The sequence below is a fragment of the Enterobacter sp. 148H3 genome (assembly GCF_034107425.1).
Taxonomy (GTDB): Bacteria; Pseudomonadota; Gammaproteobacteria; order Enterobacterales; family Enterobacteriaceae; genus Enterobacter; species Enterobacter vonholyi.
The window spans coordinates 95740-116523 of record NZ_JAWNEI010000010.1 but is presented as its reverse complement, the minus strand read 5'-3'; the positions used below and the strand labels follow the sequence as shown (position 1 = coordinate 116523).

General features: G+C 54.2%; 27 protein-coding genes. 11 read left to right on the top strand and 16 right to left on the bottom strand.

Annotation, left to right across the window (positions count from 1 at the left end; translation table 11 throughout):
• The 11 genes from npr to USH94_RS15850 all read right to left on the bottom strand — a co-directional run bounded on the left by npr (nucleotide 1) and on the right by USH94_RS15850 (nucleotide 7920).
• Entirely contained in the window at nucleotides 1-273 is a 273-nt protein-coding gene (gene npr / locus USH94_RS15900; protein ID WP_003861872.1) for a PTS phosphocarrier protein NPr, read from the bottom strand.
• A complete protein-coding gene (gene rapZ, locus USH94_RS15895) occupies nucleotides 270-1124 on the bottom strand; it encodes an RNase adapter RapZ (protein WP_008501442.1) in 855 nt (284 codons plus the stop codon). The genes npr and rapZ overlap by 4 nt, the downstream gene beginning before the upstream one ends.
• 45 nt (nucleotides 1125-1169) lie before the next feature.
• Nucleotides 1170-1661: a PTS IIA-like nitrogen regulatory protein PtsN gene (ptsN, locus tag USH94_RS15890; protein ID WP_008501443.1), complete on the bottom strand. Its 492-nt coding sequence runs from the start codon at nucleotides 1659-1661 to the stop codon at nucleotides 1170-1172.
• Between the two features lie 82 nt (nucleotides 1662-1743).
• Nucleotides 1744-2031 carry a ribosome hibernation promoting factor gene (gene hpf, locus USH94_RS15885; RefSeq protein ID WP_111964975.1) on the bottom strand — a complete coding sequence of 96 codons (288 nt, stop codon included), beginning with the start codon at nucleotides 2029-2031 and terminating at the stop codon, nucleotides 1744-1746.
• A 22-nt stretch (nucleotides 2032-2053) separates the two neighbouring features.
• Nucleotides 2054-3487 (bottom strand): RNA polymerase factor sigma-54, encoded by a 1434-nt coding sequence (gene rpoN / locus USH94_RS15880; protein ID WP_111964974.1) that lies wholly within the window; start codon nucleotides 3485-3487, stop codon nucleotides 2054-2056.
• 47 nt (nucleotides 3488-3534) lie between these two features.
• Nucleotides 3535-4260, bottom strand: a complete 726-nt coding sequence (gene lptB / locus USH94_RS15875) for an LPS export ABC transporter ATP-binding protein (RefSeq protein ID WP_023309359.1) — start codon at nucleotides 4258-4260, stop codon at nucleotides 3535-3537.
• Between the two features lie 6 nt (nucleotides 4261-4266).
• Entirely contained in the window at nucleotides 4267-4821 is a 555-nt protein-coding gene (lptA, locus tag USH94_RS15870; RefSeq protein ID WP_033146750.1) for a lipopolysaccharide ABC transporter substrate-binding protein LptA, read from the bottom strand.
• The gene (gene lptC, locus USH94_RS15865) at nucleotides 4790-5365 is read right to left on the bottom strand and encodes an LPS export ABC transporter periplasmic protein LptC (RefSeq protein WP_111964973.1); all 576 of its coding nucleotides are present in this window, start codon (nucleotides 5363-5365) and stop codon (nucleotides 4790-4792) included. Before lptC ends, lptA begins: the two co-directional genes overlap by 32 nt.
• The gene (gene kdsC, locus USH94_RS15860) at nucleotides 5362-5928 is read right to left on the bottom strand and encodes a 3-deoxy-manno-octulosonate-8-phosphatase KdsC (protein WP_111964972.1); all 567 of its coding nucleotides are present in this window, start codon (nucleotides 5926-5928) and stop codon (nucleotides 5362-5364) included. The genes lptC and kdsC overlap by 4 nt, the downstream gene beginning before the upstream one ends.
• Before the next feature lie 14 nt (nucleotides 5929-5942).
• A complete protein-coding gene (gene kdsD / locus USH94_RS15855; RefSeq protein WP_032659705.1) occupies nucleotides 5943-6929 on the bottom strand; it encodes an arabinose-5-phosphate isomerase KdsD in 987 nt (328 codons plus the stop codon).
• Nucleotides 6930-6942: 13 nt separating this feature from the next.
• Nucleotides 6943-7920, bottom strand: coding sequence for a calcium/sodium antiporter (locus USH94_RS15850; protein WP_039260412.1), 978 nt, complete (start codon nucleotides 7918-7920; stop codon nucleotides 6943-6945).
• A 227-nt stretch (nucleotides 7921-8147) separates the two neighbouring features.
• On the opposite strand from USH94_RS15850, the gene mlaF reads away from it, so the two are divergent.
• The 7 genes from mlaF (at nucleotide 8148) to murA (ending at nucleotide 12941) form a co-directional block, all read left to right on the top strand.
• Nucleotides 8148-8960 carry a phospholipid ABC transporter ATP-binding protein MlaF gene (gene mlaF, locus USH94_RS15845; RefSeq protein WP_111964971.1) on the top strand — a complete coding sequence of 271 codons (813 nt, stop codon included), beginning with the start codon at nucleotides 8148-8150 and terminating at the stop codon, nucleotides 8958-8960.
• A 7-nt stretch (nucleotides 8961-8967) separates the two neighbouring features.
• The gene (gene mlaE, locus USH94_RS15840; protein WP_010436044.1) at nucleotides 8968-9750 is read left to right on the top strand and encodes a lipid asymmetry maintenance ABC transporter permease subunit MlaE; all 783 of its coding nucleotides are present in this window, start codon (nucleotides 8968-8970) and stop codon (nucleotides 9748-9750) included.
• A gap of 4 nt (nucleotides 9751-9754) precedes the next feature.
• Entirely contained in the window at nucleotides 9755-10303 is a 549-nt protein-coding gene (gene mlaD, locus USH94_RS15835) for an outer membrane lipid asymmetry maintenance protein MlaD (RefSeq protein WP_111965012.1), read from the top strand.
• Nucleotides 10304-10321: 18 nt separating this feature from the next.
• Complete coding sequence (mlaC, locus tag USH94_RS15830) at nucleotides 10322-10957, top strand: phospholipid-binding protein MlaC (protein ID WP_045403542.1); 636 nt, start codon at nucleotides 10322-10324, stop codon at nucleotides 10955-10957.
• Nucleotides 10957-11250 carry a lipid asymmetry maintenance protein MlaB gene (gene mlaB / locus USH94_RS15825; RefSeq protein ID WP_111964970.1) on the top strand — a complete coding sequence of 98 codons (294 nt, stop codon included), beginning with the start codon at nucleotides 10957-10959 and terminating at the stop codon, nucleotides 11248-11250. Before mlaC ends, mlaB begins: the two co-directional genes overlap by 1 nt.
• A gap of 126 nt (nucleotides 11251-11376) precedes the next feature.
• A complete protein-coding gene (ibaG, locus tag USH94_RS15820) occupies nucleotides 11377-11631 on the top strand; it encodes a BolA family iron metabolism protein IbaG (protein ID WP_008501458.1) in 255 nt (84 codons plus the stop codon).
• 50 nt (nucleotides 11632-11681) lie between these two features.
• Entirely contained in the window at nucleotides 11682-12941 is a 1260-nt protein-coding gene (murA, locus tag USH94_RS15815) for a UDP-N-acetylglucosamine 1-carboxyvinyltransferase (protein WP_111964969.1), read from the top strand.
• Nucleotides 12942-13002: 61 nt separating this feature from the next.
• Here murA and sfsB read toward each other — a convergent pair whose 3' ends face one another.
• Together sfsB and ispB are read right to left on the bottom strand one after the other, a co-directional pair.
• Nucleotides 13003-13290 carry a DNA-binding transcriptional regulator SfsB gene (gene sfsB / locus USH94_RS15810; protein WP_111964968.1) on the bottom strand — a complete coding sequence of 96 codons (288 nt, stop codon included), beginning with the start codon at nucleotides 13288-13290 and terminating at the stop codon, nucleotides 13003-13005.
• 229 nt (nucleotides 13291-13519) lie between these two features.
• Nucleotides 13520-14491 carry an octaprenyl diphosphate synthase gene (gene ispB / locus USH94_RS15805; protein WP_024906360.1) on the bottom strand — a complete coding sequence of 324 codons (972 nt, stop codon included), beginning with the start codon at nucleotides 14489-14491 and terminating at the stop codon, nucleotides 13520-13522.
• Nucleotides 14492-14748: 257 nt separating this feature from the next.
• Between ispB and rplU the strand changes: the two genes are divergently transcribed.
• The 4 genes from rplU (at nucleotide 14749) to cgtA (ending at nucleotide 17590) form a co-directional block, all read left to right on the top strand.
• Nucleotides 14749-15060, top strand: a complete 312-nt coding sequence (rplU, locus tag USH94_RS15800) for a 50S ribosomal protein L21 (RefSeq protein ID WP_003025032.1) — start codon at nucleotides 14749-14751, stop codon at nucleotides 15058-15060.
• 19 nt (nucleotides 15061-15079) lie between these two features.
• Entirely contained in the window at nucleotides 15080-15337 is a 258-nt protein-coding gene (gene rpmA, locus USH94_RS15795) for a 50S ribosomal protein L27 (protein WP_004385076.1), read from the top strand.
• A gap of 96 nt (nucleotides 15338-15433) precedes the next feature.
• Nucleotides 15434-16399: a DMT family transporter gene (locus USH94_RS15790; protein ID WP_111964967.1), complete on the top strand. Its 966-nt coding sequence runs from the start codon at nucleotides 15434-15436 to the stop codon at nucleotides 16397-16399.
• A 15-nt stretch (nucleotides 16400-16414) separates the two neighbouring features.
• Nucleotides 16415-17590 (top strand): Obg family GTPase CgtA, encoded by a 1176-nt coding sequence (gene cgtA, locus USH94_RS15785; protein ID WP_021242261.1) that lies wholly within the window; start codon nucleotides 16415-16417, stop codon nucleotides 17588-17590.
• 33 nt (nucleotides 17591-17623) lie between these two features.
• Here cgtA and pmrB read toward each other — a convergent pair whose 3' ends face one another.
• The 3 genes from pmrB to dacB are packed head-to-tail and all read right to left on the bottom strand — an operon-like array spanning nucleotide 17624 to nucleotide 20762.
• Nucleotides 17624-18667 (bottom strand): two-component system sensor histidine kinase PmrB, encoded by a 1044-nt coding sequence (gene pmrB / locus USH94_RS15780; RefSeq protein WP_111964966.1) that lies wholly within the window; start codon nucleotides 18665-18667, stop codon nucleotides 17624-17626.
• Nucleotides 18664-19326, bottom strand: coding sequence for a two-component system response regulator PmrA (gene pmrA, locus USH94_RS15775; RefSeq protein ID WP_111964965.1), 663 nt, complete (start codon nucleotides 19324-19326; stop codon nucleotides 18664-18666). The genes pmrB and pmrA overlap by 4 nt, the downstream gene beginning before the upstream one ends.
• 2 nt (nucleotides 19327-19328) lie before the next feature.
• Nucleotides 19329-20762 carry a serine-type D-Ala-D-Ala carboxypeptidase gene (gene dacB, locus USH94_RS15770; RefSeq protein WP_111964964.1) on the bottom strand — a complete coding sequence of 478 codons (1434 nt, stop codon included), beginning with the start codon at nucleotides 20760-20762 and terminating at the stop codon, nucleotides 19329-19331.
• Nucleotides 20763-20784 lie beyond the last annotated feature (22 nt).

The following is a 20784-nucleotide window of genomic DNA, read 5'->3' as shown; positions in this document are numbered from 1 at the left end:
TTAGTCTTCGTCAAAGCCGGCGTTAAACAGGGCTATCACCGCCGCCAGCGCTTCCTCTTCCTGGGGGCCGGTAGCTTCGACTTCAATCTGGCGCCCTTTGGCGGAATCCAGCATCAGCAGGGCGATCACGCTGTTCGCTTCCGCTTCGGTACCTTCGTCATTCCGCAGCAGAACTTCTGCATCGAAACCCTGCATCAGCTCAAACAGCTTCATCGCCGGGCGGGCGTGCATGCCCAGCTTATTGGTGATCTCAACGGTCTGTTTTACGGTCATGTTTTACGTTTTTCCAGCGTGCGATGACGGGACTGAACGTTCTTACCGCGCGAGCGGAAATAGTCGGCCAGCTGTTCGGCGATATAAACCGAACGATGTTTACCACCGGTACAGCCAATCGCTACCGTCAGGTAGCTACGATTGTTTGTCTCCAGCATAGGTAACCATAGCTCAAGGTAGCTTCGCGTCTGGTAGATAAAATTGTGTACTTCTGTGTGCCTGTCGAGGAAGGCCGCGACGGGTTTGTCCAGGCCGGTCATGGGACGCAGCTTCGGATCCCAGTGCGGGTTCGGCAGGAAGCGCACGTCGAAAACATAATCCGCATCAATCGGGATACCGTGCTTGAAGCCAAAGGATTCGAACACCATCGTCAGTTCACGCTCGCGTTTACCCAATAACCGGGTACGCAGCATTTCTGCCAGCTCGTGAACGGACATCTCAGAGGTGTCGACAATCAGGTCGGCACGAGAACGCAGTGGCTCCAGCAGGTCGCTCTCTTCATCGATAGCACTCTCCAGAGAGAGGTTCTTACTGGAAAGCGGGTGCAAGCGACGGGTATCGCTGTAGCGACGGATTAGCGTATTGCGGTCTGCATCAAGGAACAGCAGCTGAGGCGAGAACGTGTCAGGCAGGTTGCTCATGGCCTGTTCGAAGATCTCTGGCGATTCAGGCATGTTACGGACGTCGATACTGACGGCTGCAGAGGTTTGTCTCTCCGCCAGCGTGCGCGCCAGATCGGGCAACAACACGACCGGCAGGTTATCAACGCAGTAAAAACCCATGTCTTCCAGCGCGCGCAGAGCAACGGATTTCCCCGACCCTGAACGGCCACTGACAATCATCAGCACCATGTTCCGTTTCTCCTCAGGACAACAGATGTGAAGGCCATCTCCTGGTTATGCATCATCCTGATTGCCTTCTGCTTCAGTGATAATTTGGTAGAGCTCTTCATCACTTTGGGCCGAGCGCAGTCGACGGCAAATAGTTTTATCGGCCAGACGTTTTGCGACCAGCGACAGCGTATGCAGGTGGGTTTTCGTCTGATCGGCAGGCACCAGCAGCGCGAAAAGGAGATCGACGGGCTGGTTATCAATGGCATCGAAGGCGATGGGTGTTTCAAGCTGCACAAACACACCAACGGCACGCAGGGTATCCTCTTCCAGTTTGCCGTGCGGGATCGCGATGCCGTTGCCGATACCGGTACTGCCCATTTTTTCACGGGTCAGAATCGCTTCGAACACCACCTGCGGCGGCAGGCCCAGCTGTTTAGCAGCCAGTTCACTGATGATCTCCAGCGCACGTTTTTTGCTCTGGCAGTGAACCGCACTGCGGGTACATTCCTGGTTAAGGACATTGCTCAGTTGAAGAGCGGAATCGTTGTTCATCATAATTTCACCTAAGCGCTAACTGTACAAATGGCCTGTTGTGTTTCACAACAGGCCGTCCTGCACCCGTTAACTGCCCGGACAATTAGTGTTGTTTCAGTTTATCTTTATGTTTATTGAGCTGTCGCGCAAGCTTATCAATCAAGCCGTCGATAGCAGCGTACATGTCTTGCCCTTCCGCACTGGCATGCAGTTCACCCCCGTTAACATGCAGGGTGGCATCCGAGATATGAGTCACTTTCTCCACTTTCAACACAATATAGACCTGATTGATCCTTTCGAAATACTGCTCGAGTTTTGCAAACTTCGCGTTCACGAATTCGCGTAGAGCCTCAGTAATTTCGACGTTTTGTCCAGTGATGTTGAGCTGCATAGTGTCTTCCTTATCGGTTGTGTCAGACCAGCTGTTTACGCTGGTTGGACGGCGGAATGGATAAAGACTCTCGATACTTCGCAACAGTACGACGTGCCACCATAATACCCTGATCGGACAGCATGGTGGTTAACTTACTGTCGCTTAGCGGCTTCGCGGGATTCTCCGCGGCGATCAATTTCTTCACCAGGGCACGAATGGCCGTTGACGACGCTTCGCCGCCGCCCTCGGTATTCACATGGCTGGAGAAGAAATACTTAAGCTCAAAAATACCGCGTGGACTGTGCAGATACTTCTGCGTGGTGACACGGGAAATGGTTGATTCATGCATCTCGACGGCCTGGGCGATATCCGCCAGCACCATCGGTTTCATATACTCTTCGCCCTGCTCAAAGAAAGCCTGCTGCTGTTCGACAATACAGCGGCTGACGCGTAGCAGCGTATCATTTCGGCTCTCAAGACTTTTGATCAACCATCGCGCTTCCTGAAGATTGCTACGAATATATTGATTGTCGGAGTCGTTACGCACGCTGGTGCACATGGAGGCATACTGCTGGTTGATTTGCAGGCGAGGGATGCTATCTGAATTCAGCTCAACGACCCAGCGGCCATTGTGTTTTCTGACCAGCACGTCCGGAATAACGTACTCAGGCTCGCTGGTCTGGATTGACTGTCCCGGGCGTGGATCGAGTGACTGGATCAGATTCACCGCTTCTTTCAGCACATCTTCTTTCAGGCGCGTGACGCGCATCAGGGTGCGGAAATCGTGGTTCGCCAGCAGATCCAGATGATCGCTAATGATCACGCGCGCCTCGTCGAGCCATGGCGTTTCTTTGCTGAACTGAGAAAGCTGGATCAGCAGGCAGTCGCGCAGATCTTTTGCGGCTACGCCTACCGGATCGAAACGCTGGATGCGCTTCAGAACGGCTTCAACTTCCTCAAGCTCTATCTCTTCGTCGCCCATGCTTTCCAGAATATCGTCAAGCGTGACGGTCAAATAGCCGGTGTCGTCAACGGCATCGACAATTGAGGTAGCAATCGCGCGGTCTGTATCGGAGAAGGGAGTGAGTTCCACCTGCCACATCAGGTAATCCTGCAGCGACTGAGTGGTTTCTCCCTGATAGACCGGTAGCTCATCATCCTGGTAGTCCGCACGCGTACCGGAAGGCGTTCCGGCGGTGTAGATTTCATCCCAGCTGGCATCCAGCGGAAGCTCGTCGGGCATCTCTTTTTGTTCGAGTGCGTCGGCGGTATCAAGCGCTTCAGTGTCCTGTGACTGCTGGGTATCTACCTCGTCATGAAGATCGGTTTGTTCCAGCAGGGGGTTACTGTCCAGCGCCTGCTGGAGCTCCTGCTGAAGTTCTAACGTGGACAGTTGCAACAGGCGAATTGCCTGCTGTAGCTGCGGCGTCATTGCCAGTTGTTGGCTGAGCCTTAATTGCAAACCTTGCTTCATGTTCAGAGCATTTTTCTCCGGTTCGGCGTTACGTTACCTCTACCCTATCAGAGTCTGAAGTCTTCCCCAAGATAGACGCGCTTAACATGATCGTCTTCGAGGATCTGCTGTGGCGTACCGTGGGCGATCAGATTGCCCTGGCTCACAATATACGCGCGTTCACATACGGCCAGCGTTTCACGGACGTTGTGGTCGGTGATCAGTACGCCAAGCCCGCTGTCGCGCAGGTGTTCAATGATACGTTTAATGTCGATAACCGAGATCGGGTCAACACCCGCAAACGGTTCATCCAGAAGGATAAATTTAGGGTTTGCGGCCAGCGCACGCGCGATCTCAACGCGACGGCGTTCGCCCCCGGAGAGTGCCTGACCGAGGCTGTCGCGCAGATGCTCAATGTGGAACTCTTCCATCAGCTCGTTGGCACGATCCTGACGCTGTTCGCTGGTCAGATCGTTACGAATTTGCAGGACCGCCATCAGGTTGTCGTAAACGCTAAGTCGACGGAAAATGGAGGCTTCCTGCGGCAGATAGCCGATCCCGCGACGCGCGCGCGCGTGAAGCGGCAGAAGACTGATGTCTTCATCGTCAATGATTATGTTGCCGGCATCGCGCGGCACAATGCCAACGACCATGTAGAAGGTTGTCGTTTTACCCGCACCGTTAGGGCCAAGCAGCCCCACGATTTCGCCAGAGTTGACGGTCAAACTGACATCTTCTACGACACGGCGGCCCTTATAGGCCTTCGCGAGGTTTTTTGCAGTTAATGTTGCCATAACGGATTAGTTACTCTTCTTCTGTGCCGGGGCCTGGCCCTTGCCTTTGTCCTGCAGCTGCGATGGAACCAGTACGGTCGTGACGCGTTTACCTTTCTCGCTGGAGGCCTGCATTTTTTGCTCTTTCACCAGATAGGTGATTTGGTCGCCGGTAATGTTGCTGTCCAGCTGTTCCAGATACGCGTTTCCGGTCAGGATAACCAGGTCCTTCGCCAGCTCGTAGTGCATATGTGAGGCGCGGCCTTTCACCGGCTTGCCGTTGTCCTGCATCTGGTAGAAGGTTGCCGGGTTGCCGTAACCATCAATGATCTCTTTGCCCTGCTCGCCACCCGGACGGGTAACGACCACTTTGTCAGCGTTAATTTTGATGGTGCCTTGGGTCATGACGACGTTACCCGTGAAGGTGACGACGTTACCCTGCATATCGAGAGACTGGGTGTCGGACTCGATATGAATCGGCTGGTCGGTATCGCCCGTTACAGCAAGCGCGGGGAGACTGGTCGCCAGCATCGCGCTGGCGATAATTACTTTAAGGCTGAGTTTGTTTGTTTTGAATTTCATAGGAGGTTCTAACCTTTTCAATCAGCTCGGCGTTCTTGCTGCGTAAGTTCCCGCGCATTCTCAAACCGCTGGAATTAAATGTTGTGCCATACAGTGTGACCAGATCCTGCGACGTCACGTCCTGAGTAACCAGGTTGATCTGGGCATTATCCGTCGTAATTTTTCGCAGTTGCGAGTCAGCGGTCAGGGCGTTGACTTCAACGTGGCCGTACAGATAAAGCATACGGTCATTTGTCAGTTTGGCCCGATCTGACTTAATTGACCACGTCGGCACTTTGTCTTTATCGAATGTGGTCATCACAGGTTGGGTAAACCACGAAATACCGTCATCTGAAAAATATTCAACATGCTGGGCAATCAGGCGATAGTTCAGCGCGCCTTCCGGGCTGTAGACCACTGTTTCGCTGTGATCGCTTTTATAGGTTGGATCGGTATTGTTAACCACTTCCGTTTGCGTATCGTCGCGATCGGCAAGGTTCACGCCAATCAATACCAGTGCGACTAGCGAAAGCAAAATGATAATCCAGCGTCTGGTTTTACTCATATCGATTGCCCTTTGGCCTCATCAAGCTTGCCCTGCGCCAGCAAAAGCAGATCGCAGACTTCACGGACGGCACCACGGCCCCCGTTGATGTGGGTAACGTAGTCAGCGCGCGGGATCAGCAGCGGATGCGCATCGGCAACGGCGATGCTCAGCCCGATTTCAGCCATCACGGGCCAGTCAATCAGATCGTCCCCAACGTAGGCCACGTTTTCCGGTGCGATAGCCAGTTTACCCAGTAAATCCTTAAACGCCGCCATCTTATCGGACTGCCCCTGATACAGATGGGTAATTCCTAAGGTTTCACAGCGGTCTTCTACCAGTTTAGCTTTTCGCCCGGTGATGATAGCCACCTCAATACCCGAGGTGAGCGCACAGCGGATTCCATAGCCGTCGCGGACGTTAAATGCTTTCAGCTCTTCACCATTATTGCCCATGTAAATCAGGCCATCGGAGAGTACGCCATCCACATCCAGGATGAGCAGACGAATGTTTTTCGCCTTTGCCATCATCTGGGTACTGACCGGGCCATAACAGGTTGCAAGGGATGCACCCGCATTACTCATTGTCTTATCCTTCATTACACTACGCCTGCGCGCAGCAGATCATGCATATGTACCACACCCAGCAACTGGTCGCCATCGGCAACCATAACTGAGGTGATATGGCGGGACTGCATCAGGTTCAGCACATCCACGGCCAGCGTACCCGGACGCACGCGGATACCGCCCGGCGTCATCACGTCGGCAATGCCCAGGGTACGGACATCAACACCCATGTCGAAGACGCGGCGCAGGTCGCCATCGGTGAAGATCCCCTGAATTTTCATCAGATCGTCGCACACGACCGTCATACCCAGATTCTTACGGGTGATTTCCAGCAGCGCATCACGTAGGGAGGCCTCTTTGCTGACGTGAGGGATCTCATCCCCGGTGTGCATAATATCGTTTACCCGAAGCAGCAGCTTGCGCCCCAGCGCGCCGCCCGGATGGGAAAGCGCGAAATCTTCCGGCGTAAAACCGCGGGCTTCAAGCAGTGCGACGGCAAGCGCATCCCCCATGACCAGCGCTGCGGTGGTGCTGGACGTTGGCGCCAGGCCGAGCGGACAGGCCTCCTTGGGAACCTTCACGCACAGGTGAATATCGGCCGCACGCGCCATGCTACTTTCCGGACGGCTGGTCATGCAAATAAGCGGAACCTGCAATCGTTTCAGTACCGGGATCAGCGCCAGAATTTCATTGGACTCACCGGAGTTAGACAGTGCGATGACGATATCCTGCGGCGTGACCATACCCAGGTCGCCGTGCGCGGCTTCCCCCGGGTGTACAAAGAAGGAAGAGGTTCCGGTGCTGGCAAATGTTGCCGCCATTTTACGGCCAATGTGGCCGGACTTACCCATCCCCATCACCACGACTTTGCCGGCACAGTAGAACATCTTCTCACATGCCAGACTAAAATCCTGATTAATGTACCGATCTAACTGCGCCAGACCTTCACGTTCAATCTCCAGAACCTCTTTGCCTGCTTTCTGAAAGTCAAAACCCGGCTGCAATTCTATTTGCGACATAATGCGTTTCCGTTTACCCAGAGAGAAGAGGCGAGAGCCAGTACAGCATCGCCATCCATACGATAAATCCACCCGTCAGTAGCGCGCCTGCGCCTTTGCCGATCTGTCGTTGCCGCCGCCAGCAGAGCAGGGCAAATATCACGCTGACCAATAACATCACGCCGTAGTCACGCGAGAACGCCAGGGGATTAAAGGGCCCTGGCGTAATGAGGGCCGGAAGGCCCATCACAATGGCGATATTAAATATGTTGGAACCGATGATATTACCAATGGCAATGTCATCTTCACCTTTACGTGCCCCCGCAATGGCCGTGGCCAGCTCCGGCAGGCTGGTACCGATGGCAATCACCGTCAGACCAATGGTAAGTTCACTGATGGCGAAATAGTTCGCCAGCACCGTCGCGTTATCCACGACCATACGCGTTGCCATCGGCATGATGATCAGCGCAACGCCAAGCCAGAGCAGGGCAACAGGCAGCGTGCCTTCTCGCGGAAGTTCGGCGACCTGCTCACGCGTGAGGCTATCCTGACCCTGTTTTTCCGCCTGACGGGCGATTTTAACACTATACAGCAACCAAATGACGGCCAGCGCCAGCAGGAAAATACCGTCGCTGTAGCTCAGTACGCCATCGTAAAATACGCAGCCTGCCAACAGGCTTACGATTAACATTAGCGGCAATTCACGGCGCAGAACATCAGAATGCACGCGAAATGGATGGAGCAGTGCGGCCAGGCCTAAAATCAAGAGTATATTGACGATGTTAGAGCCAATCGCGGTGCCTACTGCAAGGTCTAACTGACCATGCAGCGATGCCGAGACAGAGACGATGATTTCAGGAAGTGACGTTCCGACACTGACCACGGTCATCCCGATGACGACAGGCGGTACGCCCGTCAGGCGACACAGGATAGATGCAGCAAATACTAAACGGTCAGCACTGTAGACGACCAAAAGTAAACCAATTATTAACAGTGCTGTTGCTAAAAGCATCAAAAGTCCTTTCTTCAGGTATACTCGTCGGTCCATCGCGCGTGAACGGCTGGACTGCATACAGTCTGAGGCGTAACGAATTCCTAATTTTGACTTTATGCGCCGGAAAAGTAAAACAAATGCCAGCTTTCGCTAACCTCTACGGTTATTATTCTGTAAAAATGCTGAGTTTAGGGCTGATTCAGGCTACATGCCTTAACGTGAGCAGGATAAGAAAGGAACTATAAATGAGCCAAACCATGGCGAATTTAGTCGATGTCCGCGGGTTGAGTTTTTCTCGCGCCAACAGATTGATATTTGATGATATTTCGTTGACCGTTCCGCGTGGCAAGATCACTGCCATTATGGGGCCGTCCGGGATCGGTAAAACGACCCTGCTTCGCCTTATTGGTGGGCAGATCCCACCGGATAGCGGTGAAATCCTCTTTGATGGCGAAAACATCCCGGAGATGTCGCGCTCGCGCCTGTATACTGTCCGCAAACGCATGAGCATGCTCTTTCAGTCGGGCGCCTTGTTCACCGACATGAACGTCTTTGATAACGTGGCTTATCCGCTGCGCGAGCATACCAGTCTGCCACCTGAACTGCTGAAAAGCACGGTGATGATGAAGCTCGAAGCCGTTGGCTTGCGGGGTGCTGCGAAGCTGATGCCTTCGGAGCTGTCCGGCGGCATGGCGCGCCGCGCCGCGCTGGCGAGAGCCATTGCATTAGAGCCTGATTTAATCATGTTCGACGAACCGTTTGTTGGACAGGATCCCATTACGATGGGCGTGCTGGTGAAGCTCATCTCTGAACTGAACAGCGCGCTTGGTGTCACCTGCATTGTGGTGTCTCACGATGTACCGGAAGTATTGAGCATTGCCGATTACGCCTATATCGTGGCGGACAAAAAGATCGTCGCACACGGTAGCGCTCAGGCGCTGCAGGAAAATTGCGATCCGCGTGTTAGACAGTTCCTCGACGGTATTGCTGATGGCCCTGTGCCGTTCCGCTACCCGGCAGGCGACTATCGTGACGATTTACTGGGAATAGGGAGTTAAGCCACTCATGCTGTTAAATGCGTTGGCCGCTCTCGGACACCGTGGCATAAAAACCATCAGGACGTTCGGGCGTGCCGGATTGATGTTATTCAACGCCCTGGTTGGCAAGCCGGAATTCCGTAAGCACGCGCCGCTATTGGTGCGCCAGCTTTATAATGTCGGCGTGCTGTCGATGCTCATCATCATTGTCTCCGGTCTGTTTATCGGTATGGTGCTTGGGCTGCAGGGCTATCTTGTTCTGACAACCTACAGTGCGGAAACTAGCCTCGGGATGCTGGTGGCGCTCTCGCTGCTGCGCGAACTGGGGCCCGTCGTGGCGGCGCTGTTGTTCGCCGGGCGCGCGGGGTCGGCATTAACAGCTGAGATTGGCCTGATGCGTGCGACCGAGCAGCTTTCCAGCATGGAGATGATGGCGGTCGATCCGCTGCGTCGCGTGATCTCGCCGCGTTTCTGGGCTGGGGTGATCTCTTTACCGTTACTGACTATTCTGTTTGTCGCCGTGGGTATCTGGGGCGGCTCGCTGGTTGGCGTGCACTGGAAAGGCATCGATGCCGGTTTCTTCTGGTCCGCGATGCAGGACGCCATTGACCTGCGAATGGATCTGGTTAACTGCCTGATTAAAAGCGTGGTATTTGCCATTACGGTCACCTGGATTGCATTGTTCAATGGTTACGATGCCATCCCGACGTCGGCGGGCATTAGCCGCGCAACTACACGTACAGTCGTTCATTCGTCGCTGGCCGTACTGGGTCTGGATTTTGTGCTCACCGCACTGATGTTTGGGAATTGAGTTCATGCAAACGAGAAAAAATGAAATTTGGGTCGGTGTATTCCTGCTGCTGGCGCTGCTGGCCGCACTGTTTATCTGCCTGAGAGCGGCGGATATCACGTCTGTGCGCACCGAGCCGACGTATCGCATCTATGCCACCTTCGATAACATCGGCGGACTGAAGGCGCGTTCACCGGTCCGTATCGGCGGCGTGGTGATCGGGCGCGTATCCGATATTACGCTTGATGAGAAAACCTATCTGCCGCGCGTCGCGATGGATATCGAAGAGCGTTACAACCACATTCCGGACACCAGCTCCCTGTCTATCCGGACTTCCGGTCTGCTGGGCGAACAATATCTGGCGCTTAACGTTGGCTTTGAAGATCCCGAGCTGGGAACGACTATCCTTAAAGACGGTAGCGTCATTCAGGATACGAAATCCGCGATGGTGCTGGAGGATATGATTGGTCAGTTCCTTTACAACAGTAAAGGAGATGAGAAAAAATCTGACGCTGCCCCTGCGCAGAGCGAAGACCATACCAATGCCGCGCCGACCCCAGGTGCTGCGAATTAATATCAGGAGAAGTCATTCATGTTTAAACGACTGTTAATGGTTGCCATGCTGGTCATCGCCCCTCTTACCGCCGCCCACGCTGCGGATCAGAGTAACCCGTACAAACTGATGGACGAAGCGGCGAAGAAGACATTCGACCGTCTTAAAAACGAACAGCCTAAGATTCGTTCTAATCCTGATTACCTGCGTGATGTGGTTGACCAGGAGCTGCTGCCGTACGTGCAGATCAAATATGCGGGTGCGCTGGTGCTGGGCCGCTATTACAAAGACGCGACTCCTGCGCAGCGTGAGGCCTACTTTGCCGCGTTCCGTGAATACCTGAAACAGGCTTATGGCCAGGCGCTGGCGATGTACCACGGTCAGACCTATCAGATTGCGCCCGAGCAGCCGCTGGGCGATGCGACCATCGTCCCTATCCGTGTGACGATCAACGATCCTAACGGTCGTCCGCCGGTTCGTCTGGATTTCCAGTGGCGTAAAAACAGCCAGACCGGTCACTGGCAGGCGTATGACATGATCGCCGAAGGTGTAAGCATGATCACCACCAAACAGAACGAATGGAGCGATCTGCTGCGCACCAAAGGCATTGATGGCCTGACCGCTCAGCTGCAGTCCATTGCTCGTCAGAAAATCACGCTGGACGAGAAGAAGTAATGTCACAGCAACTCAGTTGGTCGCGTGAAGGCGAGACGTTAAAGCTGTCCGGTGAACTGGATCAGGATCTTCTGAACCCACTGTGGGACAAACGCCATGAAGTGATGCAGGGCGTGACGCTTATCGACTTAACCGAGGTCACGCGGGTGGATACGGCCGGGGTTGCGCTGCTTGCCCATCTGATTGCTGTAGGGAAAAAGCTGGGGGCTAGCGTCACGCTTCGCGGCGCGAGCGAGAATGTCGTGACCCTTGCTCAGCTCTACAATCTTCCTCAGGACGTATTGCCTCGTTAATATTTTCAGTGCGTTACTTCCGAAAGCCCTGACAGTTTCATCGTCAGGGCTTTTTGCTTGTTTAAGACAACGCCACTTTGCTCTAAGATGTTGGGCTTGTTTTCACTATCAGATGATTAAGAACCCATGGAAAATCATGAAATCCAGACAGTGCTGATGAATGCACTCTCCCTTCAGGAAGCCCACGTCACTGGCGATGGCAGTCACTTCCAGGTTATTGCTGTGGGTGAGATGTTCGACGGTATGAGCCGCGTGAAGAAACAGCAGGCTGTGTACGCGCCGCTGATGGAATATATTGCGGATAACCGCATCCACGCCCTGTCGATTAAAGCGTTCACCCCGCAAGAGTGGGCACGCGATCGCAAACTAAACGGTTTTTGAGCTGAGGGCGACAGGCCCGCAGCACGGTTGAATTTATAAGAGAGCACACAATGGATAAATTTCGTGTACAGGGGCCAACGCGTCTCCAGGGCGAAGTCACAATTTCTGGCGCGAAAAACGCCGCGCTGCCAATCCTCTTTGCTGCGCTGCTGGCTGAAGAGCCGGTAGAAATTCAGAACGTACCGAAGCTGAAAGATATCGACACCACCATGAAGCTGCTCACCCAGCTGGGCACGAAAGTTGAGCGTAACGGTTCCGTCTGGATCGACGCCAGCAAGGTGAACAACTTCTCAGCACCTTACGATCTGGTGAAAACCATGCGTGCATCCATCTGGGCGCTTGGCCCGCTGGTGGCGCGTTTTGGTCAGGGTCAGGTTTCTCTGCCGGGCGGTTGCGCCATCGGTGCGCGTCCGGTTGACCTGCACATCTTTGGTCTGGAAAAACTGGGCGCAGAGATCAAGCTGGAAGAAGGTTACGTTAAAGCGTCCGTTAATGGTCGTCTGAAAGGCGCGCACATTGTCATGGACAAAGTGAGCGTGGGCGCAACGGTCACCATTATGTCTGCGGCGACGCTGGCAGAAGGCACCACCATCATCGAAAACGCCGCGCGTGAACCGGAGATTGTGGATACCGCCAACTTCCTCGTGGCGCTGGGGGCGAAGATCTCCGGCCAGGGTACCGACCGTATCACCATCGAAGGCGTTGAGCGTCTGGGCGGTGGTGTCTATCGCGTTCTGCCGGACCGTATCGAAACCGGTACATTCCTGGTCGCAGCGGCGATTTCTGGCGGTAAGATTGTTTGTCGCAACGCGCAGCCAGATACCCTGGATGCGGTGGTGGCGAAACTGCGCGATGCGGGTGCGGATATTGAAGTCGGTGAAGACTGGATCAGCCTCGATATGCATGGCCAGCGTCCAAAGGCAGTCAATGTGCGTACGGCGCCACACCCGGCGTTCCCAACTGACATGCAGGCGCAGTTCACCCTGTTGAACCTGGTCGCCGAGGGTACTGGCTTCATCACAGAAACCATTTTCGAGAACCGCTTTATGCACGTACCGGAGCTGATCCGTATGGGTGCACGTGCTGAGATCGAAAGTAATACCGTGATTTGCCATGGCGTTGAGACGCTGTCCGGCGCTCAGGTGATGGCAACCGATCTGCGTGCGTCTGCAAGCCTGGTGCTGGCGGGTTGTATCGCGGAAGGTACAACGATTGTGGATCGTATCTATCACATCGATCGTGGCTATGAGCGTATCGAAGATAAACTGCGCGCGCTGGGTGCCAACATCGAGCGTGTGAAGGGCGAGTAATCGTTCCGGCAGCCCCCTGCCAGAAATGACCGGGGGGTTGCTGTTCCTGTCAAAAAACGCGTTATTCCTGCGGTTCTCTTTTTACTCTTCTCTGGCGAATCATGCGCGATCTGTCGATAAATTCATGGGTAATGGGATCGTGGTAGCGTGAAGGCCAAATCACCCACGGATGCGTATCCAGCGCCGTTGCGATAATTAATTCTCCTTTGGGCCAGGGGCGGGTGAGGGCGTTTGCCAGAGTTGAAGAACTCAGTCCATGGCGGCGGGACTCTGCTGCCAGTGAAGTGCCTTTTTTGCGCAGTGCGGCAATAATATCAGCCGTGTGCCAGTCGATAAATTTCGTATCCATAACGCTGTCCTTAAGTTCGGATTCACCTACGCCGTTTCTTCTGAAACGACGGGGTTTACTATACCCATTTCAACTTCTTGTTCTAAAAAGTTCGCGTTACTTGATGGGATATTCAGAATAAGACACGGCTTTATTCATGCGGTCTCTAAACCGATGAATTTACATGAACACGGAATTTACAGGCGTGTACAGGAACTCCCCGCTATCGCTGCGGGGAGATACAAGGGGATTAACGGTCGCGCTGGACGGCGATGTGGGCAAGACCAATCAGTGCCTCGCGCCACGGACTGTCTGGAATAACCTGAAGCGCTTCGATGGCTTTGTCGGCTTCTTCTTCCGCACGCTGACGCGTCCATTCCAGCGATCCGCAGATAGCCATGGTTTCCAGTACAGGTTCCAGAAGATGGCGACCATTTCCCTGCTCAATCGCTTCGCGGATCATTTTCGCCTGGTCGGCTGTTCCGTTCCGCATAGCATGAAGCAGCGGCAGGGTCGGTTTGCCTTCGTTCAGGTCATCGCCCACGTTTTTGCCGAGCGTCTCGCCGTCCGCACTGTAGTCCAGTAAATCATCGATCAGCTGGAATGCCGTACCCAGATAGCGGCCATAGTCCTGCAGGCCCTTTTCCTGTGCTTCGGTACAGTCAGCCAGAATGCCGGAACACTGGGCCGCCGCTTCAAACAGGCGCGCGGTTTTGCTGTAGATCACGCGCATGTAGTTTTCTTCGGTGATGTCAGGATCGTTCACGTTCATCAGCTGCAGCACTTCGCCTTCAGCAATGACGTTTACGGCTTCGGACATTACTTCCAGCACTTTAAGGGAGCCCAGACTGGTCATCATCTGGAAGGCGCGGGTATAAATAAAATCTCCCACCAGGACGCTGGCTGCGTTCCCGAAAGCGGCGTTTGCCGTGGCTTTGCCACGACGCATATCCGATTCATCCACCACATCGTCATGCAGAAGCGTCGCCGTGTGGATAAATTCGATGAGCGCTGCGATAGTGATGTGGGCATTTCCCTGATAGCCAACGGCTCTGGCAGCCAGAATGGCAATCATCGGACGAATGCGTTTACCGCCGCCGCTGACGATGTAATAACCCAACTGATTGATCAGTTGAACGTCAGAGTTGAGTTGCTCCAGGATTGCTGCATTCACACCCGCCATATCTTGCGCGGTTAACTCGTTGATTTTTTCTAAATTCATCGCAAAAGCCGGGCTTTTTATCCTGTTGATCCCATCTTCAATGGGGTAACGAAGGGTTTCGGTTTATCAATAGTAGTGCTGATTGTACTGAAAAAACGGCTCAGATAAACGTTACCGTACGTGTTGTGTTTTTTTTCTTCATGTATTGACGGTAGCACTTGTCAAAGGCTCGCGTTTTGCGTAATATTCGCGCCCTATTGTGAATATTTATAGCGCACTCTGATTCATACGAGGACGTGCGCGGAAGCGGAGTTTATATGTACGCGGTTTTCCAAAGTGGTGGTAAACAACACCGAGTAAGCGAAGGTCAGACCGTTCGCCTGGAAAAGCTGGACATCGCAACTGGCGAATCTGTTGAGTTCGCTGAAGTTCTGATGATCGCAAACGGTGAAGAAGTCAAAATCGGCGTTCCTTTCGTTGATGGCGGCGTTATCAAAGCTGAAGTTGTTGCACACGGTCGTGGCGAGAAAGTTAAAATCGTTAAGTTTCGTCGTCGTAAGCACTACCGTAAGCAGCAGGGCCACCGTCAGTGGTTCACTGATGTGAAAATTACTGGCATCAGCGCCTAAGACCTGAGGAGAGATTTAAATGGCACATAAAAAGGCTGGCGGCTCCACACGTAACGGTCGCGATTCAGAAGCTAAACGCCTGGGCGTTAAGCGTTTCGGTGGCGAATCCGTTCTGGCGGGTAGCATCATCGTTCGTCAACGTGGTACCAAATTCCACGCTGGCAACAACGTAGGTTGCGGTCGTGACCACACTCTGTTTGCTAAGGCAGACGGTAAAGTGAAATTTGAAGTTAAAGGCCCGAACAACCGTAAATATATCAGCATCGTTGCTGAGTAAGGTTTTCTCGGTCCGGTAACGGATTAAAGCCCCGCAACCTGTTGCGGGGCTTTTTACATTGGAAACCCGGTAATTTTTTCTGTAGGGAAAACGGGCATGAAGCAGCAGGCCGGCATTGGTATTCTTTTGGCGCTCACTACCGCAATGTGCTGGGGTGCGCTGCCAATTGCAATGAAGCAGGTACTGGAAGTGATGGAGCCGCCTACGGTGGTTTTTTATCGCTTTCTGATGGCAAGCATCGGCCTCGGGGCCATTCTGGCAATCAAAGGTAAGCTTCCACCCTTGCGGCTCTTCCGTAAACCGCGCTGGCTGGTATTGCTGGCTATCGCGACGGGCGGTCTGTTCGGTAACTTCATCCTGTTCAGCTCTTCCCTGCAATATCTCAGCCCCACGGCGTCGCAGGTGATAGGTCAGCTTTCACCGGTTGGCATGATGATCGCCAGCGTCTTTATCCTCAAGGAAAAGATGCGTGGTACGCAGATTATCGGGGCGAGCATGCTGCTGTGCGGTCTGGTGATGTTCTTCAACACCAGTCTGATTGAGATTTTCACTCGCCTGACGGATTACACATGGGGTGTAATTTTCGGTGTGGGGGCAGCAACGGTCTGGGTGAGCTATGGCGTCGCACAAAAGGTGTTATTGCGTCGTCTTGCCTCACAGCAGATCCTCTTTTTGCTGTACACTTTGTGTACAATAGCATTGCTGCCATTAGCAAAGCCGGGAGTGATTTCCCAGCTTAGCGACTGGCAACTGGCGTGCCTCATTTTTTGTGGGCTGAACACGCTGGTCGGTTATGGCGCGCTGGCCGAAGCGATGGCGCGCTGGCAGGCAGCACAGGTGAGCGCGTTAATTACGCTTACTCCGCTGTTTACGCTGTTATTTTCAGATTTGTTATCAATGGCCTGGCCCGATGTCTTCGTCAGACCGATGCTCAACCTGTTGGGTTATCTCGGTGCGTTTGTCGTGGTTGCGGGCGCGATGTATTCCGCCATTGGTCATCGTCTTTGGGGACGTTGGCGCAAAAATGAAGCGGTTGTAGTAGTCCCCCGCTCAGGCGAATGAGTTACGGAGAGTAAAATGAAGTTTGTTGATGAAGCGACGATCCTGGTCGTGGCTGGTGATGGCGGCAACGGTTGCGTGAGCTTCCGCCGTGAAAAGTATATCCCACGTGGCGGTCCTGATGGCGGCGACGGCGGGGATGGTGGTGACGTGTGGCTGGAGGCGGATGAGAACCTCAACACGCTGATCGACTACCGTTTCGAAAAATCCTTCCGCGCTGAACGTGGCCAAAACGGCCAGAGCCGTGACTGTACCGGGAAACGCGGTAAAGACGTCACCATTAAAGTTCCGGTCGGTACGCGCGTGATTGACCAGGGGACCGGTGAAACCATGGGTGACATGACCAAACACGGTCAGCGCCTGATGGTGGCGAAAGGCGGCTGGCACGGTCTGGGTAACAGCCGTTTCAAATCTTCCGTTAACCGTACGCCGCGTCAGAAAACGATGGGTACGCCGGGCGATAAGCGCGACCTGCAGCTGGAGCTGATGCTTCTGGCAGACGTGGGCATGCTGGGTATGCCAAACGCCGGTAAATCGACGTTCATTCGCGCCGTCTCTGCGGCCAAGCCAAAAGTGGCAGACTATCCGTTTACCACGCTGGTACCAAGCCTGGGTGTTGTCCGTATGGATAACGAGAAGAGCTTCGTGGTTGCCGATATCCCGGGTCTGATTGAAGGCGCCGCGGAAGGGGCCGGTCTGGGGATTCGCTTCCTGAAGCACCTTGAGCGCTGCCGCGTGCTGCTGCACCTTATCGATATCGATCCTATCGACGGTTCCGATCCGGTTGAAAACGCCCGTATCATCGTGGGCGAGCTGGAAAAATACAGCGAAAAACTGGCTAATAAACCGCGCTGGCTGGTCTTCAACAAGATCGACCTGATGGATAAAGCCGAAGCGGAAGCAAAAGCGAAAGCCATTGCTGAAGCGATGGGTTGGGAAGATAAGTATTACCTGATCTCTGCGGCAAGCCAGGTCGGCGTGAAGGATCTATGCTGGGATGTGATGACCTTCATCATTGAGAACCCAATTGTTCAGGCGGAAGAAGTCAAACAGCCAGAAAAAGTCGAATTCATGTGGGATGACTACCACCGCCAGCAGCTCGAAGAGCTGGAAGCGGAAGAAGACGATGAAGACTGGGACGATGACTGGGATGAAGACGACGAAGAAGGCGTCGAGTTCATCTACAAGCATTAATATCTGTTCAAAGCCCCCATTATGGGGGCTTTTTTATTGAAGCGTTGTGGGCAGCCAGCAGCTGGCGATTAAACCGCCTTCAGCGCCATTTTCAAGGGTCAGCCTGCCGTGGTGTAGCTGGACGATGCGCTGCACGATACTCAGGCCCAGACCGCTCCCTCCGTAGCGCTGGTCAAGACGGCGGAATGGCTCGGTGATTGACACTCGGTGCGCTTCATCAATCCCTGGACCCTGATCGATAACGCTGATCTGCGTCCCCCCGTCGACCTCGGTTAATGTCACTGTAATCGTTGTCCCTGCCGGGCTGTAGCGCCCTGCATTCTCCAGCAGGTTGCGCAGCATCAGGCGCAGGAGCACGGCATCTCCCTGAACCGTGAGCGCGCTTTTAGCGGGCCAAATCACCGTATGCTCTTTGGCTTCATGCCCCAGGCCGAGAGGTTCAATGATATTTTCCGTCCAGTTCACGGTTTCGTAGTGCCCGCTCGCCATTGCCTGTCCGGCACGGGCCAGCATTAGCAGCTGTTCGACGGTATGCATGAGCTGATCGATACGGCTAATTAACGTCGCGGCCTGTGGCGCGCCTGACTGCGCCATGAGCTCAAGATGGAGCCGGATGCCGGCCAGAGGCGTTCTCAGCTCGTGTGCGGCGTCTGCGGTGAAGAGACGCTCCTGCTGAATGGTGCTATCCAGTCGTGCCAATAGCTGGTTCAGGGAGGTCGTCACCGCGCCAATTTCTTCCATGTCGGAATACATAGGAAGCGGGGTTAAGTTATCGGCCGAACGGTTAGCGAGACTGTCGCGGAGTTTATTCAGCGGTCGGGTTATCCAGGTGACCGCCCAGAAGGAGAAGAGCAGGGTAAAGCCGACCATCACCAGGGAAGGAACCAGCAGCGAGGCAATCGCTTCACGGATCTCTTTCTCAACGTGATTATTGCGCGCTTTTGCTGACAGCGTTTCGTTGACCAGAAAACCAATCTGTTCACGGCTTTCATGCCATAGCCAGATAACGCTTATTAGCTGGAAAAACAGGAGAATCACCGCCAGCAGCACCATCAAACGCCGACGCATGCTGTTCATTTCTGGCTCTCCAGACGATAGCCGACGCCGCGAACGGTTTTGATCCTGTCTTTGCCGAGTTTACGCCGCAGGTTATGGATGTGGACCTCAAGGGTATTTGAGCCGGGATCGTCCTGCCAGGAGTAAATATCCTGCTGGAGCGTTTCTCTGTGTACCGTTTGCCCGCTCCGCATGATCAGACGCGTAAGCAAGGCGAACTCTTTTGGCGTCACCTCTACGGCCTGATCCTGGCGCAGCACCTGCTGGGTTTGCAAATTCAGCGTAATATCGCCGTCGGTCAATAAGTTATCACTATGGCCCTGATAGCGGCGAATTAACGCTCGCACCCGAGCCTGCAGCTCCGCGAGCGCAAAAGGCTTCACCAGGTAATCATCAGCGCCTGCATCGAGGCCAGTGATACGGTCTTCAATGGCATCTCGTGCCGTCAGGATCAATACCGGGTTGGCGATGCCGCGACGTCGCCACTGGCCGAGCAGCGTGGCGCCATCTTTATCAGGCAAGCCCAAATCGAGGATCACCAGGCTGTATTCGCCGCTCTGAATCAGAGAGTCCGCCTCCGCTGCGGTGCCAGCACAGTCGAGGGCGTACCCTTCATTGGCCAGACCTAGCGCCAGCCCTTCCTGCAATAACAGATCGTCTTCAACTATGAGTAGTTTCATCGCTAGTTATTCTGATAGATGTCCTTATAAAGCCTGCTTTCGAAGCGAACAAGCGGAATACGACGATTGCGCTGGTCGGTCGGTTCGACGGCATAGCCGGAAAGATACTGCACGAATGCCAGGCGTTGTCCGCTGGCGGTAGTGATGAAGCCTGCAAGGTTGTAAACCCCCTGCAGTGAGCCTGTTTTCGCAGAGACTTTGCCATCCACACCGGCAGCGTGAAGCCCGGCACGGTACTGCAGAGAACCGTCATGCCCGGCCAGCGGCAGCATTGAAATAAAGTTTAGCTCAGTGTCGTGCTGTGCAATGTACTGAAGCACCTGCATCATCGTGGCCGGAGAGATCAAATTATGACGAGATAGTCCGGAGCCATCGACGGCGATGGTATTACCCAGATCGATCCCGGCCTGCTGGCGCAGGATCTGCCGAACCGCGTCTGAACCCGCGCGCCAGGTTCCCGGCACGCCGAAACGCGCGTGACCAATCATGCGAAACACCGTATCGGCAATCATGTTGTCCGACTTTTTCAGCATGATTCGCAGTAAATCGTGCAGCGGAGGAGACTGTTTGCTGGCAATGACTGTGCCGGGCTGGTTGACCTGCGTCTGACGAAGCAGTGTGCCGGTATAAGTTATGCCCGCTTGCTTCAGTTCATCTTTCAGAATGGCACCCGCATAGCTTGCCCCATCCTGTATCGCAAAGGCCAGGGGCAGTGGATCGGCGCGCTGCGTCAGGCAGCCGGTAAGGGTGAAGCGGTTAAGATCGCCGGGCACGACGTCCAGCTCACAATATTGCGCATCCGGGGAGCCTTTCGCCAGCGTGCGAACCTGGCTAAACATGGTGACCGGGTAGTAGGATGCTATGCGGATAAATGCTAAATCATCTGGCTTTGGCGCGCTGTAAAGTGAAACCGAGAAGCAGTTACGGTCAACAATCGCGGCGGCGGGTGGGGCGCTAAAGCACTGGGTCATGTCGTTCCACGGCCAGCCAGGAGCTTTATCGTGGCTGGCAAAGATGGACGTGTCAATCAGTACATTGCCATCAATTTTCTGCACGCCAGATTTTTTCAGTACCGCAACCATATTGCGGATATCCTGGCGCTTAAAGGTCGGATCGCCGCCAAAACGGGCGATAAGATCGCCTTTCAGTTCGCCACCCTCGACGTTACCTTTGGTCTCGAGTGTGGTAGTAAAACGGAAGTCAGGACCGAGCTGGAGCAAGGCGGCGAGGGCAGTGATCACCTTTTGGGTACTGGCAGGCAGCGCCATCTGTTGACTGTGATAGTCAATCTCGGGAGCCTGTGCGCCAACCTTCTGCACCATCAGGGCAAGGTTCGCGCCTGCGGGGAGCTGATTAATGTACTCATCAACATTCGCGGCCTGGGCAGTGAACGTTAAACTGGTAGTCAATCCGATGATAAATCTGGAAAATCGCATAATCTCGCGCTAACAACCCGAA